This is a genomic window from Paenibacillus xerothermodurans (assembly GCF_002220865.2).
In the GTDB taxonomy this organism is placed as follows: domain Bacteria; phylum Bacillota; class Bacilli; order Paenibacillales; family NBRC-103111; genus Paenibacillus_S; species Paenibacillus_S xerothermodurans.
The window spans coordinates 142,686-162,704 of sequence record NZ_NHRJ02000004.1 but is presented as its reverse complement, the minus strand read 5'-3'; the positions used below and the strand labels follow the sequence as shown (position 1 = coordinate 162,704).

Genomic DNA, 20,019 nt, shown 5'->3' with positions numbered 1-20,019 from the left:
ATCTGTGGTGAGGGATTACAAGGAGTGGTATGCGCGCCACTGAAATGCGCAGCGCCGCATTAGCGGTACGCAGGAACGGTCCGAACCGTTCCTTTTTTCCAATTGTGTTAATGATTACGTGTAAACCTCGTGCCGGCTGCCCATAATAGCTGCTAGAAACCAATGGCGCACAATAGGGGGAACCAGACATGCTGTCGGTGCATTGGCGATTAGCGGAATTATGGACGATTCAACAAAAGCGGGCTTTGTCCGAGGACGAGCAATCCGAAATGAATGCGTGTTTGCATTATAACGCGGTGTTCGCCAGAAAGCTGGCCGGACTTTACAATCAATCCTTATTGGCTTCTATGTCGAAGGATACCGAATGGCAGCATGACATCTGCGCGCAGATCGATAAGCTGCAAAAACAGGGCGGAGTCAACGCGGAATTTCTCGATTCGTGGTGAGAAAACTATTTTCAGTGCAAGATGTATTCTTTGGTCGTACAAGCAGCTTCCCGTGCATAGATTAGGTACAAGCAGGCGCCAGCCGAAACTAATGCCTCGGGGAGTTGTATGCACAGTGAGCGTAATAATCGGTTATGTCTTTTTGGGTTTGTCTTTAGCGGCTCCGATCGGACCTATTAACGCAGCCCAGTTGGATAAAGGTATCCGGGCCGGGTTCTGGCATGCGTGGCTCGTCGGGGTCGGGGCCATGTTCGCCGATGTGCTCTATATGGTAATGGTTTATCTCGGTGTGGTGCATTTCTTGGACAACTTTTATATGAAAACGTTTCTTTGGCTGTTCGGTTCCTTCGTCCTGATATACGCGGGTGTGGCAAGTTTGTTAAAAGCGCGGGACGTGATGATCGAGAGCCGAAGCGTCCAGGATACGTTATTCAAGTCGTTCCTCTCAGGCTTTTTTATGTCGTTATCCAATCCGCTCACCATTCTGTTCTGGCTTGGCATTTACGGTTCGGTGCTCGCCAATGCTGCCGCCTCGTACGGGAGGAATGAGCTGCTTTTGTACAGTGGCGCCATCGTGTCCGGCATCCTGCTCTGGGACTTGGTAATGGCCGGCATTGCCAGTACGTTCCGGAGGCTCTTAACGGGCGGGATGCTTGTTGCCATCTCGGCGGTCTCCGGGATGTCGTTGATCGGATTTGGCTGCTATTTCGGATTGGAGGCTTATAAGCTGATTTTCGCTGGCTCTTGATTCACTCGCTTCGCGTTCCCATCGACGGTGCATAATGATCGTCACCACCCCGATAATCAGCACAAATGCCAAACTGATAAAGAAGCCTGGCCGGCTGGTCGCATGGAGGACAGCACCGCTTACGGCAAGCACGATCAGAGTCATGCCTGTGAAGCGTTTGGTCTTGCCCCATGCGGAGAGCCGAAGGATCCGTCCCGAGGTGACCAATATGAAAAACCAGTTGTACAGCAGCATCAATCCCGCAGCCGTGGTAACATATTCATATAGGCGTTCCGGCAGCAGGAGCGCCATTAGAATGGACACGAGAAGCCCTGCGGTGGTGAGCCCCACGGCCCGCAGCGGTAGCTTTTTCTCACCCCGGTGGGCGAAATATGCAGGCGCGTCCCCATCGTCAGCGAGCGTGACAAGTATCGTGGTGACCGCAAACAACGACGCCACCAGTGTAGAAAATCCGGCGATAATGAACACGGCGTTAAAGAGATGCGGGACAAAGGCGACGTCGTAGCCGTTGAGCGCTAGAACGAAGGGGCTTTCCTTGGAATGTATCAGGGTCCACGGGATGAGCATGAGTGCAAGTGTAAGGGAGATAACATAGATCACGCCGAGCGTTATGAGCATAATTTTGCCGGCTTTGGGGGCCTGCTTGGGATCGCGCAGCCGCATCGCCATCAAGCCCATAATTTCTATCCCGCCGAAAGCATAAAATGCGAAAATCAGCGAGGACCAAAGTCCCAGCACGCCTGCTGTGAAAAATTCATCCACCGGAAACCTTGCAGGCTGAGTTCCTTCGCCTATCCAACCCATGAGGGCGGCGGACGCGATCACCAGGAACATAATGATAGCTGCAATTTTCACAACGGCGAAGAGATTTTCCATCCGTTCAAACCCTTTGGTCCCTACCATAACGATAATTAAGGCAAGAACAGCGTAGCAGGACGCGAATATCCACATCGGTACATTCGGAAACCACAGCCGGGTGAACAGCGACAGCGCCGCCATCTGGCTGCCCATGATGAGCAGCTCCGAGCTCCAATAGCCCCAACCGCTGCTGAAGCCAGCCCAACGGCCGTAGGCTTTTTTTTCATAGGAGCGAAAAGATCCCTTGAGCGGGTCCTCCGCTGTCATGGTGGCGAGCATATCATACACGATATATGTGCCCAGGGCGGCTAAGACAAAGGAGATCAACACGGCAGGTCCGGCGATTGTAATCGCTATACTTGCCCCGAGGAAGTAACCCGTCCCGATGGTGCACGCCACACCGAGCAGCGACAGCTGCCACCACTGTAATTTTTTGGTCATGTTGTCGTCGTGTTTGTCTGCCTGCATAGTAAACTTCCCCACTGCTAGTATTTTGTATCTTCAATGTAACCCAATTCCTATTGGCCTATGCAAACACTGGTCGTGTGGCGAGATCTAATAATTTTGGCGCAGCGTCCGACAAAAATCCCACCGTTCAATGAAAAGAGAGTTGTCTTTACCAGAGTTTGGGTTTAAAATAGAGTGGTAAGCTGTTTAGTAATATCGTCACTCGTTTTATAATGTAATACTGAGTCGGGATCTGCACCGCAGGCCCAGCCATGTAAGGAGCCGACCATGCCCATCATACAATCATTAGACCGCGCGTTAAACATTCTGAATTTGTTCGACGAGCACACCACGGAGTTGAAAATCACGGAAATCAGCGCTCGCATCGGCCTTCATAAAAGCACAGTCCATTCGCTGCTAAAGACTTTGCAGATGCATGGATATGTCGATCAGGACGCGGAAAGCGGCAAGTATCGCCTGGGTTTAACGCTTCTGGAAAAGGGCCAGCTGCTGCTGCAGGGCATGGATATCCGCGCACAGGCTCGCAAGCATTTGATGGCCTTGTCCGCCCAAACGGGGCAAACGACCCATTTGGTCATATTGGACGGCACAGACGGGGTCTATATCGACAAGGTGGAAGGCATGAAAGCGGCCATACGTTATTCGCGTATCGGGCGGAGGGTGCCTTTGCACAGCAGTGCGTCCGGCAAAATACTCGCCGCTTTTCGCCGGCCGGAAGAGGCGGAGCTGCTGCTGCAGGGATATCAATACGTGCAGCAAACGCCGCACACTCTTCCCGATAAGCACAGCTTCGTACGCGAGTTGGCCAAAGTGCGCGAGCAAGGCTATGCGGTGGACGATCAGGAGAACGAGCCCGGCGTGAGGTGCGCAGCTGCTCCCATCTTTAACCATGCCGGTGAAGTCGTTGCGGCGATGAGCGTGTCGACGATGCTGTCCGGCGTGGATGACGAACAGTTTCAGCAGCATATCGCTCTATTGATCGGCGAGACAGCCCACATATCGCAGCTGTTGGGATACCGAGGGCTGCAGGGGTAGGTGGCGGGGGAGGACAGTATACCGAATTAGACGTCAGGTCTTGCATCTGGTGCGACCACCCATGAAGTCCGTTCATACCGAACAGGGATTTGCCGATGAGGTGAAATCACCCCTGAAGTTGATTAAAATTTCGTATTATGAGAGGATTAAGAGGATAGCGCGGCAGGTCACGCACAGTTATTGTCGTAAAGCAAAGCTGCGGTTTTTCGTCTAAATCTAGCAAACGCTTTCAATCTTGCACCGCTTATTGCAAACGGTATCATCTTTCTTCATGCTCCACTGGCTGCATCCAAGTCAAACGTCGTTTTCACCAACCAATTCACATAAACACTTATATCAAATTTGGGAGGAATGGACATGTCTACAGCACTGAAAGCACCAACGTACTTGAACTACATAAACGGGGAGTGGAGCGCGTCTGCCAGCGGAGAAACCGCGGCCAGCATCAGTCCGGCTAACCGGAATGAAACGGTTGGCTACGTGCAGGTATCCACGGCGCAGGATCTCGATCATGCCGTACAAAGCGCTAAGCAAGCGCACAAAGCATGGAGAAAATTGGCGGGCTCGGCCAGGGGAGATTTCTTGTACAAAGCGGCGAGTGCGATGGAGAAGCGGCTCGATGAAATTGCCGAGACGATGACCCGTGAAATGGGCAAAACGCTGCCTGAAGCCAAAGGTGAAACCGCACGGGGTATCGCTATCCTGCGCTACTATGCGGGCGAAGGGATGCGTAAGATCGGAGATGTTATTCCGTCGACCGACAGCGAGGCATTGATGTTTACGACTCGCGTGCCGCTTGGTGTGGTCGGTGTTATTTCGCCTTGGAATTTTCCGGTAGCCATTCCGATTTGGAAGATGGCTCCCGCATTAATCTATGGCAATACAGTGGTGCTGAAGCCTGCTCAAGAAACCGCTGTCACGGCGGCAAAGGTCATTGAGTGCTTTGTCGAAGCCGGATTCCCTGCAGGTGTAGTTAATATGGTGACGGGGAAAGGCTCGGTCATCGGCCAAGGGCTGGCGGAGCATCCGGATGTCAACGGAATCACGTTCACCGGCTCCAACCAGGTCGGCAAGCAGGTGGGGCAGGCAGCGCTCGCCAGAGGCGCCAAGTACCAATTGGAGATGGGCGGCAAAAACCCGGTCATCATCGCAGCGGATGCCGACCTGGACTTGGCCGTGGAAGGTACGATCAGCGGCGGCCTCCGGTCGACTGGACAAAAATGCACGGCAACGAGCCGGGTGATCGTGCAGAGCGCTGTATACGATGAATTCAAACAAAAGCTGCTGGATAAGGTCCAATCGATCACGGTCGGCGACGGTCTTCAAGGCGAGAGCTGGATGGGACCGTGCGCGAATGAGAACCAGCTGCAAACCGTAATGTCATATATCCAAAAAGGGATCGATGAAGGCGCGGAGCTGCTGCATGGCGGAAACCGGCCGGATGACGCCGGCTTGGCGGACGGTTTCTACGTCACCCCAACGGTGTTTGACAACGTAAAACCGTCAATGACGATTGCGCAGGAAGAAATTTTCGGGCCGGTGCTGGCTTTGATCAAGGTAGATACATTAGAGCAGGCGATTGAAATAGCAAATGATGTTGATTTTGGACTGAGCGCTTCCATTTATACGTCCAGCATCTCGAATTTATTGTCGTTTATTGAAGATATGGAAGCAGGTCTTGTACGTGTTAACGCAGAGACAGCCGGCGTTGAACTGCAAGCACCGTTTGGCGGCATGAAGCAGTCGAGCTCCCATTCCCGTGAACAGGGCCAGGCGGCCATCGAATTCTTCACTTCAATCAAAACTGTATTCGTTAAATCATAAATCAGCGACGGTGCCAGTACTATAGTGGTAAAAAGCGATGCAGCTTGCCGGGAGGTTATACGCGTTGTCACAATCTTTGCAAAACATCATGGGCGTATCGCATGAGGACCTGTACGCCATCCGCACCAAAGCGCCAGGCCCTGCGGGATCTCTGCCGCTTACACATGACCTGCTAATGAACGCTCCAAGCGGGGAACTATTCGGCCTGTCGCAAAATGTGGGCATGGGCTGGTCCCCCGCACGGCTGAGCGGCAAGCAGTACTTGATACTGAGCACGCAGGGCGGCATCCGCCGGGAAGACGGCACTCCAGTGGCCCTCGGCTATCACACAGGGCACTGGGAGGTCGGCCTGCTGATGCAGGCGGCGGCCTTGGAGATTTCCGGCATGGGCGGCGTGCCGTTTGCCGGCTTCGTGAGCGACCCGTGCGACGGCCGCTCTCAAGGTACGGCAGGCATGTTCGACTCTCTGCCGTATAGAAATGACGCCGCCATCGTGTTCCGCCGCCTGATCCGCTCGCTCCCGACACGCCGTGGTGTGATTGGCGTGGCGACCTGCGACAAAGGCCTGCCGGCGATGATGCTCGCTTTGGCGGCGATGCATGATCTTCCCTGTATCATTGTTCCGGGCGGCGTGACGCTGCCGCCCGAGCACGGGGAAGATGCAGGGAAGATCCAAACGATCGGCGCGCGTTACGCAAGCGGCGAGATGACGCTGGAGGAAGCCGCCGAATTAGGCTGCCGCGCGTGTGCCACGCCGGGAGGCGGATGCCAGTTTCTAGGCACCGCAGCCACGGCGCAGGTGGTCGCCGAGGCGATGGGCATGTCGGTGCCGCATTCGGCATTGGCGCCATCCGGGCAGGCGGTGTGGGAAGAGGCCGCCCGGCAGTCGGCGCGTGCCGTTGCAGCAATGGAAGCGGGCGGCCTCCGCATGCGGGACATACTCACGGATGGCGCGATCCGCAACGCGATGGTGGTGCATGCGGCCTTTGGCGGCTCGACCAATTTACTGCTGCATATTCCGGCTATCGCACATGCCGCAGGGCTGCGGGTGCCGGATGTGCATGATTGGGCGGCCGTGAACCGGCAGGTACCGCGCTTGGTTAGCGTACTGCCGAACGGGCCGGAATATCATCCAACCGTCCGGGCATTCCTCGCAGGCGGCGTACCTGAGGTGATGCTCCACCTGCGCCGGCTGGGCTTGTTGGATGAGTCGGTCCTCACGGTTACCGGACAGACACTGGGCTCCGTGCTGGATTGGTGGGAGGCCAGCGAACGCAGGCAGAAAGTGCGTGAGCAGCTAACCCGGTTGGACGGCGTCAACCCGGATGACGTGATCATGAGCCCGGATGCAGCCAAACGAAGAGGGGTGACGTCGACCGTCACGTTTCCGACAGGCAATATCGCGCCTGAGGGAGCGGTTGTCAAATCAACGTCAATCGACCCGTCGGTGTTGGACGCAGACGGCGTATACCGCCATCGCGGGCAGGCGAAGGTATTTACCACAGAGAGGGCGGCTATAACGGCGATTAAGACCGGCGGCATACAAGCTGGCGACATCATGGTGCTGATAGGACGCGGCCCGTCCGGCACGGGGATGGAGGAGACCTACCAGTTAACCTCCGCCTTGAAGCATTTGCCCTTCGGGAAGTATGTATCGTTAATCACCGACGCGCGTTTTTCCGGCGTGTCTACCGGGGCCTGTTTCGGGCATGTCGGCCCTGAGGCGCTGGCCGGGGGACCTATCGGGCGCTTACGGACCGGGGATTTGATTGACATCGTCGTGGATACTCGGCGGCTGGAGGGAACCATTCATTTTGTCGGCAGTGCGGAGCATCCGCTTAGTCCTGAGGAGGGTGCACTCCTGTTAGCGGCTCGGGAGCCTCATCCTGATATGCGGCCAGACGCGCAGCTGCCTGCAGATACCAGATTATGGGCGGCTTTGCAGTCCGTCAGCGGCGGAACCTGGAAAGGCAGCGTGTATGATGTGGAGCGCATCATCATGGCTCTGGAGGCCGGCAAGAAGTCATTAGGCTGGTAGTCGATATTTTCGATTCGGAAAGTTGCTTACTCTTGGGCAGTCCCTTCGGGGACCGCTCTTTTTTATGTCCAAAAACAGCGAGCAAATTGTGTACATAATGTGAAATGTGGACTTGCCGAATACCTTCCATGGAACGTAGCGAGCGTCGGCAGTTGTGCCGGACTAGGCATTTATTAGAGAGCTGCGGAGATTTACTGGCACGGGGGTGTATTTTTCTCTGTATCTATTTCACCATGCACTGCCAGGCATAAAAGGGTAAAAGTTACTTGCGCAGTAGACGATTCAGCCGGTAGCATTTATATTAAAAGAAACCAGTGCCGGAGCTTGGACACATTTTCACATATTGCGCTGTAGGGGAGAGATTGTTATGCCAAGAGCGGATTTTGCGGCGTCACGGCCGCGTTCCATGTGGACAGCTGATTTAGGCGAGGGCACTTTTCAAAATCCCGTTATACACGCCGATTATTCAGATCCTGACGGTAATGCGTATTTGGTGCATGCTTTCGCGCACAGCCCGTCCGGTATCAAGCATAAGCTCCAGCTCTGCCGGATGAGTGCTGACGGCCGAAACCTGTTGGACGAGGGTGTCATGGTATGTGATGGAACAACCAAGCATCCGACACTGGAAGGCCCCAAGATGTATAAACGCAACGGATATTCCCTGCCGAAGCAAATACGATCGGCATAACTTATGAGCAAATGATTCATATCTTATTTGATGGATAATGCCAATTGGCAAAATACTATGAGGAAATGACTCGGGGAGGCTGACCGCATGAGTAAACGCCCGCATCACGGCACCGATCGTCCGCACGATCAAAGCCAAAGGGCCCATCCTGGGCACAGTCAGAGCAGCGGCGCCCGTCATATGGACGAACATAACTGTCACGCCGAGCACGGCCATCATCAGGGCAACGACACGCATCCGGCGCATGATCACAGTCATCACGCCGAGCACGGCGATCATCAGGGCCACGCCACGCATCAGGTGCATCATCACAGTCATCACGCCCAGCACGGCCATCATCAGGGCCATGACACGCATCCGGCGCATCATCACAGCCATCTCGGCCACCACGGCCATCATCATCATGTCGCCGGCGCCGAGGGAAATCGCAAAGCTTTAACCACCGCACTCCTGATTACTGCTGCCATTATGCTTTTGGAATTTTTCGGCGGGTTGATCACGAACAGTTTAGCCTTGCTCTCCGATGCCGGACACATGCTCAGTGATACGACCGCGCTCGTGCTGAGCCTGGTTGCCGTATCTTTCGCCGCAAGACCGGCTTCTGCCCGGAACACTTTCGGTTATCACCGGTTTGAGATTTTGGCGGCGCTGTTCAATGGCGTCACGTTGTTTGCGGTTGCCGCGATTATCATATGGGAAGCGTATCACCGGCTCTTGGATCCGCCAACGGTTGCCAGCGGTTCGATGATGTTGATCGCTTCCATCGGGCTGATCGCGAATCTGTTGAGTGCGTGGGCATTGATGCGACAAGGGGACGTGCACGATAACGTGAACGTGCGCAGTGCTTTCCTGCATGTCATTGGAGATGCGCTCGGTTCACTCGGAGCGATTGCAGCCGGACTGCTTATGCTGCTGTTTTCCTGGTACGCAGCCGACCCGATCATCAGCGTAATTGTCGCCATTCTCATACTAAGAAGCGCGTGGGGCATGATCCGTCATACCGTACATGTGCTCATGGAAGGGGCTCCGGCTGCCATCGACCGGGATGAAGTGTGCAAAGCGTTGGAGAGTATACCGGGGGTAGCGGATGTGCATGATCTGCATATATGGACGATCACTTCCGGCTTGGATGCGTTAAGCTGCCACCTGCGGATTGGGGATAACCAGGACGGGCAAAGTATTCTGCAGAGAGCGATCCACCTGCTCGCAGAGCGTTTTAACATCCACCACACAACCATTCAAATCGAAACTTCCGACATTGAACATCAGCCATGCCAAGTGTGAGCGCGGCCTGCTCGGCCAACAAAAAACAAAAATGGAACCGTCACTGCCATGTAGGCCTCGGTTCCATTTATTTTTATGCTTATGATCCAATCTGTCTCTTCGTTCCGCCAGCGTGGGTGTTCTTCTGATCACCGGCGTCACGCCGTTCCAGTCTAAACGGTTCAGTTCAGGATTCACTTTTCCTCGGCGCTCCATTTTGAGCCGCGCCTTCTTCGCCTTGCTCTGTGCCATGCTGTCTGCCTCCTTGTTGGATTTGGTCGTACTTCTTCAGTATATCTTATTTTCTAGCTGAATCACAGCCGAGCAGCCTGTGACAGTTTTGAAAAAACCTTCGCAAACGGTTGTACTAACAGCGCTGTTTTGGTAACCTAACATTGCGTCAAAGCAAAGATTTTCTGCGCTGGGAGTGAACGGAGTGTCATACGATTTTTATTATTGGTTCATTATGAGCAGCGCTTTTGTTGTTACCAACGTGATTGGCGTCGCGATTATGTACAAAACACGAAGGTTTTTGCTGTCTTTTCTCGTTTCCCTGTTTGTGAATACCGCAATTTTCGTCGCGGCTGGAGTATGGTGGGCGGGTTTATTCGAGGGCTTCTCGCGCATGTTCGGCTTGTTTGGTTATGGGATCGCTTACGTGAACATTGAGGTTTTGCTTGTCTTTGCCTTGTTTATCATGAAAAAAAAGCAGGTGCCGCGTCCCAGTAACAATTTGTAATCTTTCATACATATGGATTTAACGTGCAATGGTTATTATATAGATGACCCCTTTTTTGATATATAAACCTTCGACGATCTGCAATCCTTGTGGTTGCAGATTTTTTTTCGCCTCCGCACATAAAAAACTCCCACACCCGGTATGCCTCGGGATAGGGAGTTGGCGCATAACGACTCTTAGAAAGATTTCGCAGCAGCAGCGGCCTTCTGCAATCCTTCTTCGATAATGGCTTGTGCTTTGTCGGGGAATTGATTATGGCCTTCCACCACCACAGTGGTCAGGTTTCTCACGCCCATGAAGCCCATGATGGTTTGGACATAATTCAAGGACATTTCCACTGCGGCAGCAGGTCCTTCCGAGTAAACTCCGCCTCTTGCGTTCAACAGAGCTACCTTTTTATCCGACTGCAGACCAACCGGGCCTTCTGCTGTGTATTTGAACGTTTTGCCGGCTTGCAGTATGTAGAATAGGTAAGTCAGCAGCTGAGCCGGGATAGTGAAGTTCCACAGCGGGAACGAGAATACAACTTTGTCCGCTGCAAGAAATTGCTCCAAATATTTGTTTGCGTTGTCTGCACGCAGCTTTTCTTGTTCGGTCAGCTCCAAGCCTTTGGCTTGCTTGAACAGGCCGTTCAGCGTGTCCGTGTCATAGTACGGAAGCTCTTCGGAGAACAGATCCAACTCAATGATTTTATCCCCGGGATTCGCCGCTTTGTAAGTGTCCAAAAAGGTGTGATGCAGCTTCACACTTACCGCTTGGTCGATCGGGCGGCCGTTGGCTTTGACAAACAATACAGTAGACATAAAAATTCCTCCGCTTTATATATAATAACTGCCTTACTTCTAGATAGTATTTCACCTGCTTACTTTTGTCAAGTGACTATATAAATGTGAATGTAGCTCCTGACAGCTGACAAAACGCTCAGCGGAAGCAGGAATAGCGGCACTAACAAGGCGGCCAACCAGGAGTGGTTTGACTTACCCTGACCGGACTATACCGAAAAGAGCCGTGATCTGATAAGCTGCGCGCTAGCGGGATTGAAACCTTTTTTCCCGGCTTTCCCAGCGGAAATTGGCGATAAAAAAGCCAACGCTTCCGAATACCGCCAGCCGAATATACATCCAGGATACGTTGTACACTGACTGTGTGAGCAATTCTAATCCGGTAAAAATGGCCGTCAACAGCACTCCCCACAGCAAAACACCGTAATACATGACATATTTAGCTTTCCCCATGGTTCGTGTTTTCCGCCATTTATTCGCTTGTTGCTCATTCATGTGACTCATGTCTTTGCTCCTCCCATGTGGGTCAATTCGGCAGAATTCCGATTTGTCACATGCTTTCGCCGTGGCACAGGCAAACTCCTTCCGGCACGCAGATTGTTCACAAACGCGTTTAATGAAAATTGTGGTACAATGGTTTGGTAAAAAAAGACAGTGAAGGGAACATGGAGTTATGAGCAAGGTACTGTTGTTTTTCTTTTTAACTTGGATCACCGGGAGTCCCATCGTTGCGATTGTTTTGCTGCTTGTACTGCTGTATTTTTTGGATCGGCGGTTTATCGGGCTGACGCCCAATGTTTTTCGGCCTATTCAACGTTCGAGGCGGCTGGCAAAGCTGCGGCAGGAGCTGCGGCTCAGCCCTCACAATAATTCGACTAAGCTTGAAATCGCCCGTATTTTGATGGAACGCAAGCAGTATGCGGATGCCGCCGGGATGCTGGAGCAAGTGGCGGAGGTGATGGATGATTCTGCCGAAGTCCGCGCGGAGCTGGGGATATGCCGTCTCAAACTGGGGCAAATCGAACAGGGCAAGCGTCTGATATTGGAAGCCTTCGATCTGAACCCCCGTGTAAAATATGGCGAACCTTATTTGCGGTTGGCTGAGGCCGTCGCTGAACGCGATCCGGATGAAGCGATCGGTTATCTGGAAAAATTCAGTAGTGTCAACTCGTCCTCTTGTGAAGCTTACTACCGTCTGGGTCAATTGTACCACCGGCTGGGACGGCAGACTGAGGCACAAAGGGCATTCCGTGAAACGGTCGAGCTGTACCGCGGCCTACCGAAATACAAGAGGCGCGTGGAACGCCGTTGGGCGCTACTAGCCAGACTAAAACTCACCGGCGGTGCCAGCGCTAGATAAATGTCGATGCCCGGGCGCTGCCGCCTGGAGGCCTGGCGGCCTGTTTTTGTTCCGTGTGGCCAATCACCCGCACAGGTCGACAACGCAACGCCGTGAGACTAGCTAACAGCAAACAGGATTCATTGCGTTCCGTTTTAACCTCGGTATAAATTGGATAGAGGAGTGAGAAACATGCCTGTGGAGGCGGAAACTTTGTCGATGCTCACGGTGGGATTTTCAATTGTCCTGCTTATCGGCACAGTGGTGTTTACCGCATTGTTGGTCAGAACAAAATCTTTCGGGTACATATGGTTTTTGTTAAACATAGCGCTCTTAATAGCAGGTTATTATTTCGCGTTGGACGTACTGCGGGGAAACACCGACGTCCATCCGGTGCTGCGCTCCGAGGCAAACTCATTGTCGATCGGTTTAACCGCTGTGTTTTGGGGATTCAGTGTACTCTGCACATTGATCGGCGTGCTGCACATTTCTCATAGAACCGAACGGTAAACTGCTTGTCCGGTATAATTAAGACAGTAACGGAGTTGAAAGATATGTATCAGCGTACTGATCGCGAATACAACGAGGTGGATTTCAGCCGGAAGGACCTAACAGACGGTGAACTGCGGAATTGCACCTTCACCAAATGCCGTTTCCAAGGTGCTCAATTAGATGAATGTTGGACAACGAATTGTCGCTTTATAGCATGCGATTTCAGCGGAGCCGCTTTCAACGCATCCATACACACGGGCTCTGCCTTCACAAACTGCCGGTTCGTGGGCGCGAGTCTGTTCGTAGCGAAGTTTGAAGAGTGTAAAATGGTAGGCACGGACTTTGCGGATGCTCGCTTCGATGGCATCACCATGCAGGGCGGAGATTGGTCATACACGAATTTGCGGCATGTGAACTTGACCAAGCAGCAGTTAAACGGTGTGAAATTTGTGGAGGCTGACCTATCCGAAAGCAACTTGCAAAAAACCGATCTACGTGAAGCGGACCTAACCCGTGCCTCGCTGTCGAAGGCGAGCCTCAGTGGCTGCGACCTCAGGGGGGCGAAGCTGGACGGTATCGATTTTAAATTGGTTGATGTGACAGGCGTACACATGGATAGCGAGCAGGCGGTACTGTTTGCCAGGTCTTTCGGAGCAAAGTGAACTAACATGCGTATATGGCAGGGAGCCACGGCGTTTACATGCTGGCTGGCCGCTGCCGGCAGCTGAGCAAAGGGCCGTGGGACCGTCAGCTGCCCTTTAGAAGCAGTGTGTGCGGAGGAGCGAGGTTAAGGCGCAAACGGTGCTAGGCATCACACTGAGTGCTCTGCGACAGTACGGAATGTCTACGTGCGCACTGGCCGGTGCGGCAATCACACTGAGTGTTCTGCGGCTCCACGGAGTGTGTGGATGTCCACTGGATGCGGACGAGAAGTGCAGCCTCCGCCGGTGCTAGGTATCACACTGAGTGCTCTGCGGCACTGCGCAATGTTTGCCATGCGCACTGGCTGATGCCGGTAATCACACTGAGTGCTGTGCGGCACCGGAGTGTGTCGATGTCCACTGGATGCGCACGATAAGTGCAACCTCTGCCGATGCCGGGCATCACATTAAGTGCTCTGCGGCACTGCGCACTCGGTCGGGCGCAAACGCCCCAAGATCCATGTCAGGCTGCTCATCCAACACTAACTGTTTGATCAGCCTGCCGGTGGCGGGAGCAAGCAGGATACCGTTACGGTAATGTCCGGTCGCGGTGATCAGGCCAGGTAGTGCCGCCGGCCGGCCGATATACGGCAACCCATCCCGGGTACCCGGCCGCAGACCGGCCCACGTCCGGACGAACTCGGCATGCTCAAGCTCCGGTATCAGCCGGGATGCAGAGGTGTGCAGTGAGCCTATGACAGAGGCATGGCAGCGTTTGTCAAAGCCGGCTTCCTCTTGCGTCGCACCCACAATCATAGTGCCGTCCTCTTTGGGTACAACGTAACACTCCTTAAAAAATACGGTGCTGCGAATGACAGGCGCTGCTGTTTTCAATGAGATGCATTGTCCTTTCACCGGGAAGAGCGGGAGGGACAGCCCAAATGGCTCGGTCAAGGCGGAGCCCCACGCGCCTGCGCTTAGTATGATATGATCCGCAAAGAGTTCGCCGTCTGTCGTCCGCACCCCGCGGATGTGTCCTCCGCGCTCGATTAAGCTTAAGGCGGGAGTCCATTCGCGTATTTCGCAGTCCAGTTTGTGCAGCGCCGCTGTCAGCGACTGTGCAAGATGGATTGGATGCACCTGATGATCTCGACGCAAGTACAGTCCGCCGAGTACGTCCGGAGTGATAGCCTGTTCGCGCACTCGCATTTCGCGTGCGCTGAACCATTCGGCGTCCTCGATCCAGGAGAGGCGGCTCTGCAGCTCCGATTCATCCTCCGGTGTCAGCGCCGCCCGTAGAATTCCCTCTGCTATATATTGAGGAGAGATACCCCCGATTGTCAGCAACTTAATAGACCATTCCCGGTACAGTGCCTGGCTTAGTCTGCATAGTTGATAAAATGGACCCGGATGGTGCGTTTCCACCTGGGCACCGAGCATGCCCGCGGCGGCGGTAGACGCTTCCTGGTTGAGCGCTCCTTTGTCTATGAGTGCGCAGCGTATGCCGGCGAGACTCAGTTCCAACGCTATGGAGCAGCCTATAATTCCTCCTCCGATGATGATGGCAGACTTGGTACTGCTGTTCATTGATAACCCCTCCTAGGACTGTGCTGGGTACGTTCCAGCGCTTCATGAAACCGGGCGAGCTGGCTCGCCGGATCCGGATGGAGCAGAATCGCAGACAGCACAGCCACGCCCGAGCAGCCCGTAGATAACACGGTGTCTACGTTGTGCGGCTCGATCCCGCCGATTGCAATCACAGGCACAGGACAGGCTTGCACCACCTCGGCCAATGCTGCAATGCCGCGCGGGGGCGTGCCGGGCTTGGAAGCTGTCGCAAAAATATGCCCGAACATGACAAAATCGGCCCCTGCCTGCGCCGCGGCCACTGCCTCGTCCTCCGAGTGAACCGAGCAGCCGATCCGCTGCGACGGCGCCAATATCCGGCGGGCTTGTGGCACGCTCAAACTGCGGAAGCCAAGCTGCACGCCGGGGGCTTGTACCGCCAACGCGGCGTCCAACCGGTCGTTTATGTAAATCGCCGTACCGGGGAGCAGCGTATGCAACTCGGCATACCAAGCGGTGAGTTCTCCCGCCCCGCGCTGTTTCTCGCGCAGATGCAAAGCATCGATGTGCTGCGTGGAGCATTGCACGGCTATCGCCTTGACTTCGTGCAGTTCCTGTTTGCCGGTTGTAATCAGGTGCAGCTCATGCCGTTTCATCTGCCTGCTCCTTTTTTAAACTCATCATATCGCAGCCTGTCAGCACCGTCAAAGCGTTTACATCAGATGTCATAAAAATAACAAATCCTGCGAGCTTGACGCTTGGAAAAGGGACCGATACACTGGATGAAGAAGATTGTAAAACGGACGAGTTTCGGGGGGAGAAACCATATGGCACAGGCAGAGCTATCAGTATATAAGGCGTTAACTATAGCTGGCTCGGACAGCGGCGGCGGAGCCGGCATACAGGCGGATCTAAAAACATTTCAGATGCTTGACGTGTTCGGCATGTCTGCAATTACAGCGGTCACAGCGCAAAACACATTAGGTGTAAGCGGTATCTACGATATTCCTGTCGAGGGGATCGCCCGGCAGATCGAGGCGGTAGTGGAGGACATCGGTGTAGACGCGTTAAAAACGGGCATGCTGTCTCAGCCGGAAGTGATCGACTTGGTCGCGGATTTGATCGGCAAGCATAAGCTGGGCAAGCTGGTCGTCGATCCGGTGATGGTGGCCAAGGGCGGGGCCACCCTGTTGGCGGCGAGCGCGCAATCGGCGCTTAGAGATCGGCTGCTGCCGTTGGCCGCGTTAGTGACCCCGAACATCCCAGAGGCTGAAGTGATCACAGGAATGCGCATCACCACCTTGGAGGATATGAAGGAGGCCGCAGTGCGCATTGTGCAACAGTATGGAGCCGGGGCGGCGGTGGTGAAAGGCGGGCACAGCGCCGATGCGCCCACCGATGTACTGTTCGACGGGGAGCAATATCATCTGCTGACCGCCGAGCGCTACCAAACCCGGCATACGCATGGTACAGGCTGCACGTTCTCAGCCGCAGTCACCGCCGAGTTGGCCAAAGGCTGCACACTGTTGGCAGCGGTCCAGACAGCCAAACGATTCATTACGCTGGCTATCCGGCACGAGTTGGGCATAGGAGGCGGCCACGGTCCGACCAACCATTGGGCATACTCCAGATATGCATCCGAAGACCGCGGCGAGCCTACGGAGGAGCCGGTGTAATATGAGTTACGAATATTTAATGCAGGCCGTGCTGTTGATCGTACTACTGATCCTCAGTTTTCCGGCTATTGTTGTATGGTCCAAATGGAGAAAAAAGAAACGGAGATAAGCCCATGTACTATGTAAATGAAGAGCAAATCGGGCTGCGGCTGCGGTTCATCCCAACATTAGCTTCCGCTTGCGAGCGGCTGTCAGCCACGTGGGAAACGTTATCGCCGGCTGACCGGCTCGTGCACCACTTGGCACAGGAGCGCACGCTCCATCTGGCAATCGAGACGGTGACCGATATCGGAAGCCTATTGATTGATGCCTTCATGATGCGGGACGCCAGCAGTTACGAGGATATCATCGACATACTGCGAGGAGAGCGGGTATTCGATGCGACGACAGGCGACATTCTTCGACGATTGGTGCAGATGCGACGACCGCTTGTCCAGGAGTATGCAGATTATCCTCGGAACACGATGCACCCTTTGATTTTAGAACTGCCCGCTGCATTGGCAGCGTTTGCGGAGGCAGTGCCCGCCTTCATCCAGCGAGAAATGGTGTGAGCCCCAATCTCCAGCCGAAGAAATCTCACTGACATTGCCGTGGTTTTTCCGAGAATGGGATTTTCGATACATTTTAGTATACTAATTTACTTAGTGTCGAATTTCGTATACAATGTCAGTATTACTTTCCGCTAGATACGGCGGCGGTAGGGAATTAATCGGGAGGCGGAGAAAGACCGGATGAACCAGGATATGGATATATCCACACGAAAAGTCATATTGACCATGCTCAAGACGCAAGGTTCCCTCGCGGTCAGCGACATGGCTGAACAGCTTGGTGTAACAGAAATGGCTGTGCGGAGGCATTTGAACACGCTGGAGCGCGATGGTCTCATCCAAGCGAGATTGGTTCGGCAGGCGATGGGCCGACCAACGAAATTGTATTCATTGACGGAACAGGCGGATGATTTATTTCCCAAGAAATATAAGCACCTCGCATTGGACCTGCTGGCCGAATTGATTGAGGAGGCAGGCGAGGAGCAGGTTGAACGCCTGTTTGAACGGCGCAAGGAACGTTTGATTGAACGTTATCAGCAGCAAATGGATGGCCAACAATTATCGGAACGTGTCAAAATTCTCGCGGAGATTCAGAATGCCAATGGATATATGGTTGAATGGAAAAGCGAGGAAGGCGACCGGTACGTGATAGATGAGCACAATTGCCCCATTACGAAGGTAGCGAATCAGTACAAATATGCCTGCAATTGTGAATTAAAAATGTTTCAAAAACTGCTCAACGCCGATGTCGAGCGCACCGAGTGCTTGGCTAAAGGCGGAAGCAAATGTTCCTACACGATTCGAAATAACTGAACCATCCCACGCTTGTCGGCTGCGGAGATGGTTTTTTCGTATTTGTATCGACACCTGGCGGGAGGCTCAGCCGGCTAGCTGATTCGTAACTGCGGTGGTCAACAAGTTTTATTCATGTGTGGCAGGGCTAGGCGTGCGGCGCCGGCCGCGGAACTCAAGCCACGTCGTCTCACCGTGCATGCCTGTCGCCCAGCTAAAGCCACGGTCCTCGCGTGCCCGGTCGAAGTGTTGTCAACATGGCCCTTATCGCATGCCCCGTGGAAGAGCTCAGTCACGGCCCTGACCGCGCGTGCGCCGCCTTGCGAGTTAAAGCCACGGTCCTCGCCGTCGTCCCCGCCACAGCTAAAGCGACGCCGCTCTCCTTCTACGCCAGCGTTGCTGCCGCCTTGCCGGTGGCCTCCTAGCCGCAAAAAGCCACCGCCGTGACGCTGTGCACCTGCGGCTCTGCGGTTATGCCGTGACACTCACGTGCAGCGTGCCGTACGGCCTTAGCCATAGGCTATCGGAATGGATTTTAACGTGGTATATTGGCGATTAGCCGGGCTGCTTTCTCTTGGACCCAAAGGTAATTGCCGGCTGTAATTTCCTTCAAATTAACTAATGAGCCGCCGATGCCGACACCGTAACAGCCAGCTTGGATGAATTGAGCGATGTTATCCTCGTTTACTCCGCCCACGGCAACCATCGGTATATGGTTCAGCGGTCCCTGCAGCTCCTTCAGATAGCTGATGCCGAGACTGGCGCCGGGGAATATTTTCACCGCGGTAGCCCCTGCCTTCCAAGCTTTGACGATCTCTGTGGGCGTCATTGCCCCGGGAAAGATGGGCACGTCATTTTGCACCGCGTACCGGATCACTTCCTCATCCATATTCGGGGTAACTAGATAGGCAGCACCGGCATCTAACGCTTTCTTCGCATCTTCCAAGTCGAGGACGGTACCGGCTCCTATGTACATTTTCTGTCCAAACTGCTCCTGAAGCTGAGCGATCATTTCCGGTGCTCCTGGTGTATTCAGAGTGATCTCCATTGCCCGAACTCCGCCGTCCAACAGGGCTTGCGCCACAGCGGCAACATGCTGCTGCTCCACCCCGCGCAAGATGGCGATGATGCGTGTATCTTGAATGCAGCGCAATCCTTCATCCCGTTTCATATTTCATCCACCTCATCCCCAAAATATACATCCATTATGGCATTCTTTTCATTGAATTGAAACTATGGTAGTCTCTATGTAGACAACATTTTTCGCGAAAAAATAGCTATGCACGTTATCCATCCGGGCAAAGCCAAAGGCAAATGGCGGTGCTCCGGCGGGTGAGCAGCTGATCTTACGAAGCTGATCGGCGTCGGTATTATCACAACACTTTGATGAAGAAGGACGGCTTGAGTGAGGCGAAATCAAACGGGTCACATAAGTAATGACCATGCTGAATAAAACCGCGGCCGAAGTGTTGGAGGCGTTTGAAGTGCGCTACTGCACGGACGTCACTGGCTTCGGTCGCTTGGCCGCGTGCCGCGACGCCCAAGGCCAGCGGTGTAGGGGTGCGCATCGGCGAGACGTCGGTGCCGGTGCTGTCGCGCGGCCGCGAGCTTGCGGAAGCAGGCTTCGTACCAGGCGGCACCAAGAACAACTTTGCGCACCTGCAAGGTACCGTCACGTTCGCGCCGACCATTGATCCGCTGGATCAATGGATTTTGTGCGACGCGGTGACGTCGGACGGGCTGCTCAACTCGGTGGCAGCCGCGAAGCGGACGACCTGCTTGGGCGCTTGCGCCAAGCAGGCGTTGACGCTGCCATCATCAACGATGTGGTCGCCGATCATCCAGGCCTATATCAGCGTCGTGGACTGGCTGTCAGCCTCCGCCGCCGCGCGCCACGTTATGCGCCCAGCACCGCCGTGCCAGCACCGCCTGCAAGCGCCACAGCCGGTCCGCCTGTGCCGTAGCCCGCTCGGTGCCGCGGCACTGTGCCAGCACCGCCGTGCCAGCACCGCCTGCAAGCGCCACAGCCGGGCCGCCTGTGCCGTAGCCCGCTCGGTGCCGCGGCACCGTGCCAGC

19 protein-coding genes and 1 pseudogene are annotated in these 20,019 nt (G+C 54.4%); 14 read left to right on the top strand and 6 right to left on the bottom strand.

Features of this window, described 5'->3' with window-relative positions; genetic code table 11:
* Nucleotides 1–188 precede the first annotated feature (188 nt).
* Nucleotides 189–446, top strand: coding sequence for a DUF7667 family protein (locus tag CBW46_RS10135; protein WP_089199886.1), 258 nt, complete (start codon nt 189–191; stop codon nt 444–446).
* 115 nt (nt 447–561) lie between these two features.
* Nucleotides 562–1,194, top strand: coding sequence for a LysE family transporter (locus tag CBW46_RS10130; protein WP_089199885.1), 633 nt, complete (start codon nt 562–564; stop codon nt 1,192–1,194).
* Here the strand turns inward: CBW46_RS10130 and CBW46_RS10125 are convergent.
* Nucleotides 1,084–2,520 (bottom strand): amino acid permease, encoded by a 1,437-nt coding sequence (locus CBW46_RS10125; RefSeq protein ID WP_089199884.1) that lies wholly within the window; start codon nt 2,518–2,520, stop codon nt 1,084–1,086. The two genes, CBW46_RS10130 and CBW46_RS10125, sit on opposite strands and share 111 nt — an antisense overlap.
* 267 nt (nt 2,521–2,787) lie before the next feature.
* Here CBW46_RS10125 and CBW46_RS10120 point away from each other — a divergent pair, with 267 nt between their 5' ends.
* From CBW46_RS10120 to CBW46_RS10095, 6 genes and pseudogenes are all read left to right on the top strand, one after another.
* Nucleotides 2,788–3,555 carry an IclR family transcriptional regulator gene (locus CBW46_RS10120; RefSeq protein WP_089199883.1) on the top strand — a complete coding sequence of 256 codons (768 nt, stop codon included), beginning with the start codon at nt 2,788–2,790 and terminating at the stop codon, nt 3,553–3,555.
* A gap of 357 nt (nt 3,556–3,912) precedes the next feature.
* The gene (gene gucD / locus CBW46_RS10115) at nt 3,913–5,379 is read left to right on the top strand and encodes an alpha-ketoglutaric semialdehyde dehydrogenase GucD (protein ID WP_089199882.1); all 1,467 of its coding nucleotides are present in this window, start codon (nt 3,913–3,915) and stop codon (nt 5,377–5,379) included.
* A gap of 88 nt (nt 5,380–5,467) precedes the next feature.
* Complete coding sequence (locus tag CBW46_RS10110) at nt 5,468–7,417, top strand: YjhG/YagF family D-xylonate dehydratase (protein ID WP_089200027.1); 1,950 nt, start codon at nt 5,468–5,470, stop codon at nt 7,415–7,417.
* Between the two features lie 469 nt (nt 7,418–7,886).
* Nucleotides 7,887–8,075: pseudogene (locus tag CBW46_RS21280) on the top strand (glycoside hydrolase family 43 protein); the annotation flags it as partial.
* Between the two features lie 330 nt (nt 8,076–8,405).
* The gene (locus CBW46_RS10100) at nt 8,406–9,389 is read left to right on the top strand and encodes a cation diffusion facilitator family transporter (RefSeq protein WP_243633262.1); all 984 of its coding nucleotides are present in this window, start codon (nt 8,406–8,408) and stop codon (nt 9,387–9,389) included.
* A 415-nt stretch (nt 9,390–9,804) separates the two neighbouring features.
* Complete coding sequence (locus tag CBW46_RS10095) at nt 9,805–10,107, top strand: hypothetical protein (RefSeq protein WP_089199881.1); 303 nt, start codon at nt 9,805–9,807, stop codon at nt 10,105–10,107.
* 176 nt (nt 10,108–10,283) lie between these two features.
* Here CBW46_RS10095 and CBW46_RS10090 read toward each other — a convergent pair whose 3' ends face one another.
* Complete coding sequence (locus tag CBW46_RS10090) at nt 10,284–10,910, bottom strand: FMN-dependent NADH-azoreductase (protein ID WP_089199880.1); 627 nt, start codon at nt 10,908–10,910, stop codon at nt 10,284–10,286.
* A gap of 225 nt (nt 10,911–11,135) precedes the next feature.
* On the bottom strand, nt 11,136–11,393 hold the full coding sequence (locus CBW46_RS10085) for a hypothetical protein (protein WP_243633257.1): 258 nt from the start codon (nt 11,391–11,393) through the stop codon (nt 11,136–11,138).
* 169 nt (nt 11,394–11,562) lie between these two features.
* Between CBW46_RS10085 and CBW46_RS10080 the strand changes: the two genes are divergently transcribed.
* The 3 genes from CBW46_RS10080 to CBW46_RS10070 all read left to right on the top strand — a co-directional run bounded on the left by CBW46_RS10080 (nt 11,563) and on the right by CBW46_RS10070 (nt 13,382).
* The gene (locus tag CBW46_RS10080; protein ID WP_089199879.1) at nt 11,563–12,249 is read left to right on the top strand and encodes a tetratricopeptide repeat protein; all 687 of its coding nucleotides are present in this window, start codon (nt 11,563–11,565) and stop codon (nt 12,247–12,249) included.
* 171 nt (nt 12,250–12,420) lie between these two features.
* A complete protein-coding gene (locus CBW46_RS21760) occupies nt 12,421–12,738 on the top strand; it encodes a hypothetical protein (RefSeq protein ID WP_089199878.1) in 318 nt (105 codons plus the stop codon).
* A 44-nt stretch (nt 12,739–12,782) separates the two neighbouring features.
* Nucleotides 12,783–13,382: a pentapeptide repeat-containing protein gene (locus CBW46_RS10070; RefSeq protein ID WP_089199877.1), complete on the top strand. Its 600-nt coding sequence runs from the start codon at nt 12,783–12,785 to the stop codon at nt 13,380–13,382.
* 441 nt (nt 13,383–13,823) lie between these two features.
* Here the strand turns inward: CBW46_RS10070 and thiO are convergent, their stop codons facing one another.
* Nucleotides 13,824–14,948, bottom strand: a complete 1,125-nt coding sequence (thiO, locus tag CBW46_RS10065; RefSeq protein ID WP_089199876.1) for a glycine oxidase ThiO — start codon at nt 14,946–14,948, stop codon at nt 13,824–13,826.
* Nucleotides 14,945–15,583 (bottom strand): thiamine phosphate synthase, encoded by a 639-nt coding sequence (locus tag CBW46_RS10060; RefSeq protein WP_089199875.1) that lies wholly within the window; start codon nt 15,581–15,583, stop codon nt 14,945–14,947. The genes thiO and CBW46_RS10060 overlap by 4 nt, the downstream gene beginning before the upstream one ends.
* A 171-nt stretch (nt 15,584–15,754) precedes the next feature.
* Here CBW46_RS10060 and thiD point away from each other — a divergent pair, with 171 nt between their 5' ends.
* The 3 genes from thiD to CBW46_RS10045 all read left to right on the top strand — a co-directional run bounded on the left by thiD (nt 15,755) and on the right by CBW46_RS10045 (nt 17,964).
* Nucleotides 15,755–16,603, top strand: a complete 849-nt coding sequence (thiD, locus tag CBW46_RS10055) for a bifunctional hydroxymethylpyrimidine kinase/phosphomethylpyrimidine kinase (RefSeq protein ID WP_089199874.1) — start codon at nt 15,755–15,757, stop codon at nt 16,601–16,603.
* 113 nt (nt 16,604–16,716) lie between these two features.
* Nucleotides 16,717–17,154 carry a DUF86 domain-containing protein gene (locus tag CBW46_RS10050; RefSeq protein ID WP_089199873.1) on the top strand — a complete coding sequence of 146 codons (438 nt, stop codon included), beginning with the start codon at nt 16,717–16,719 and terminating at the stop codon, nt 17,152–17,154.
* A 180-nt stretch (nt 17,155–17,334) separates the two neighbouring features.
* Nucleotides 17,335–17,964 (top strand): helix-turn-helix transcriptional regulator, encoded by a 630-nt coding sequence (locus tag CBW46_RS10045; RefSeq protein ID WP_089199872.1) that lies wholly within the window; start codon nt 17,335–17,337, stop codon nt 17,962–17,964.
* A 514-nt stretch (nt 17,965–18,478) separates the two neighbouring features.
* Here the strand turns inward: CBW46_RS10045 and CBW46_RS10040 are convergent.
* The gene (locus CBW46_RS10040) at nt 18,479–19,114 is read right to left on the bottom strand and encodes a bifunctional 4-hydroxy-2-oxoglutarate aldolase/2-dehydro-3-deoxy-phosphogluconate aldolase (protein ID WP_089199871.1); all 636 of its coding nucleotides are present in this window, start codon (nt 19,112–19,114) and stop codon (nt 18,479–18,481) included.
* Nucleotides 19,115–20,019 lie beyond the last annotated feature (905 nt).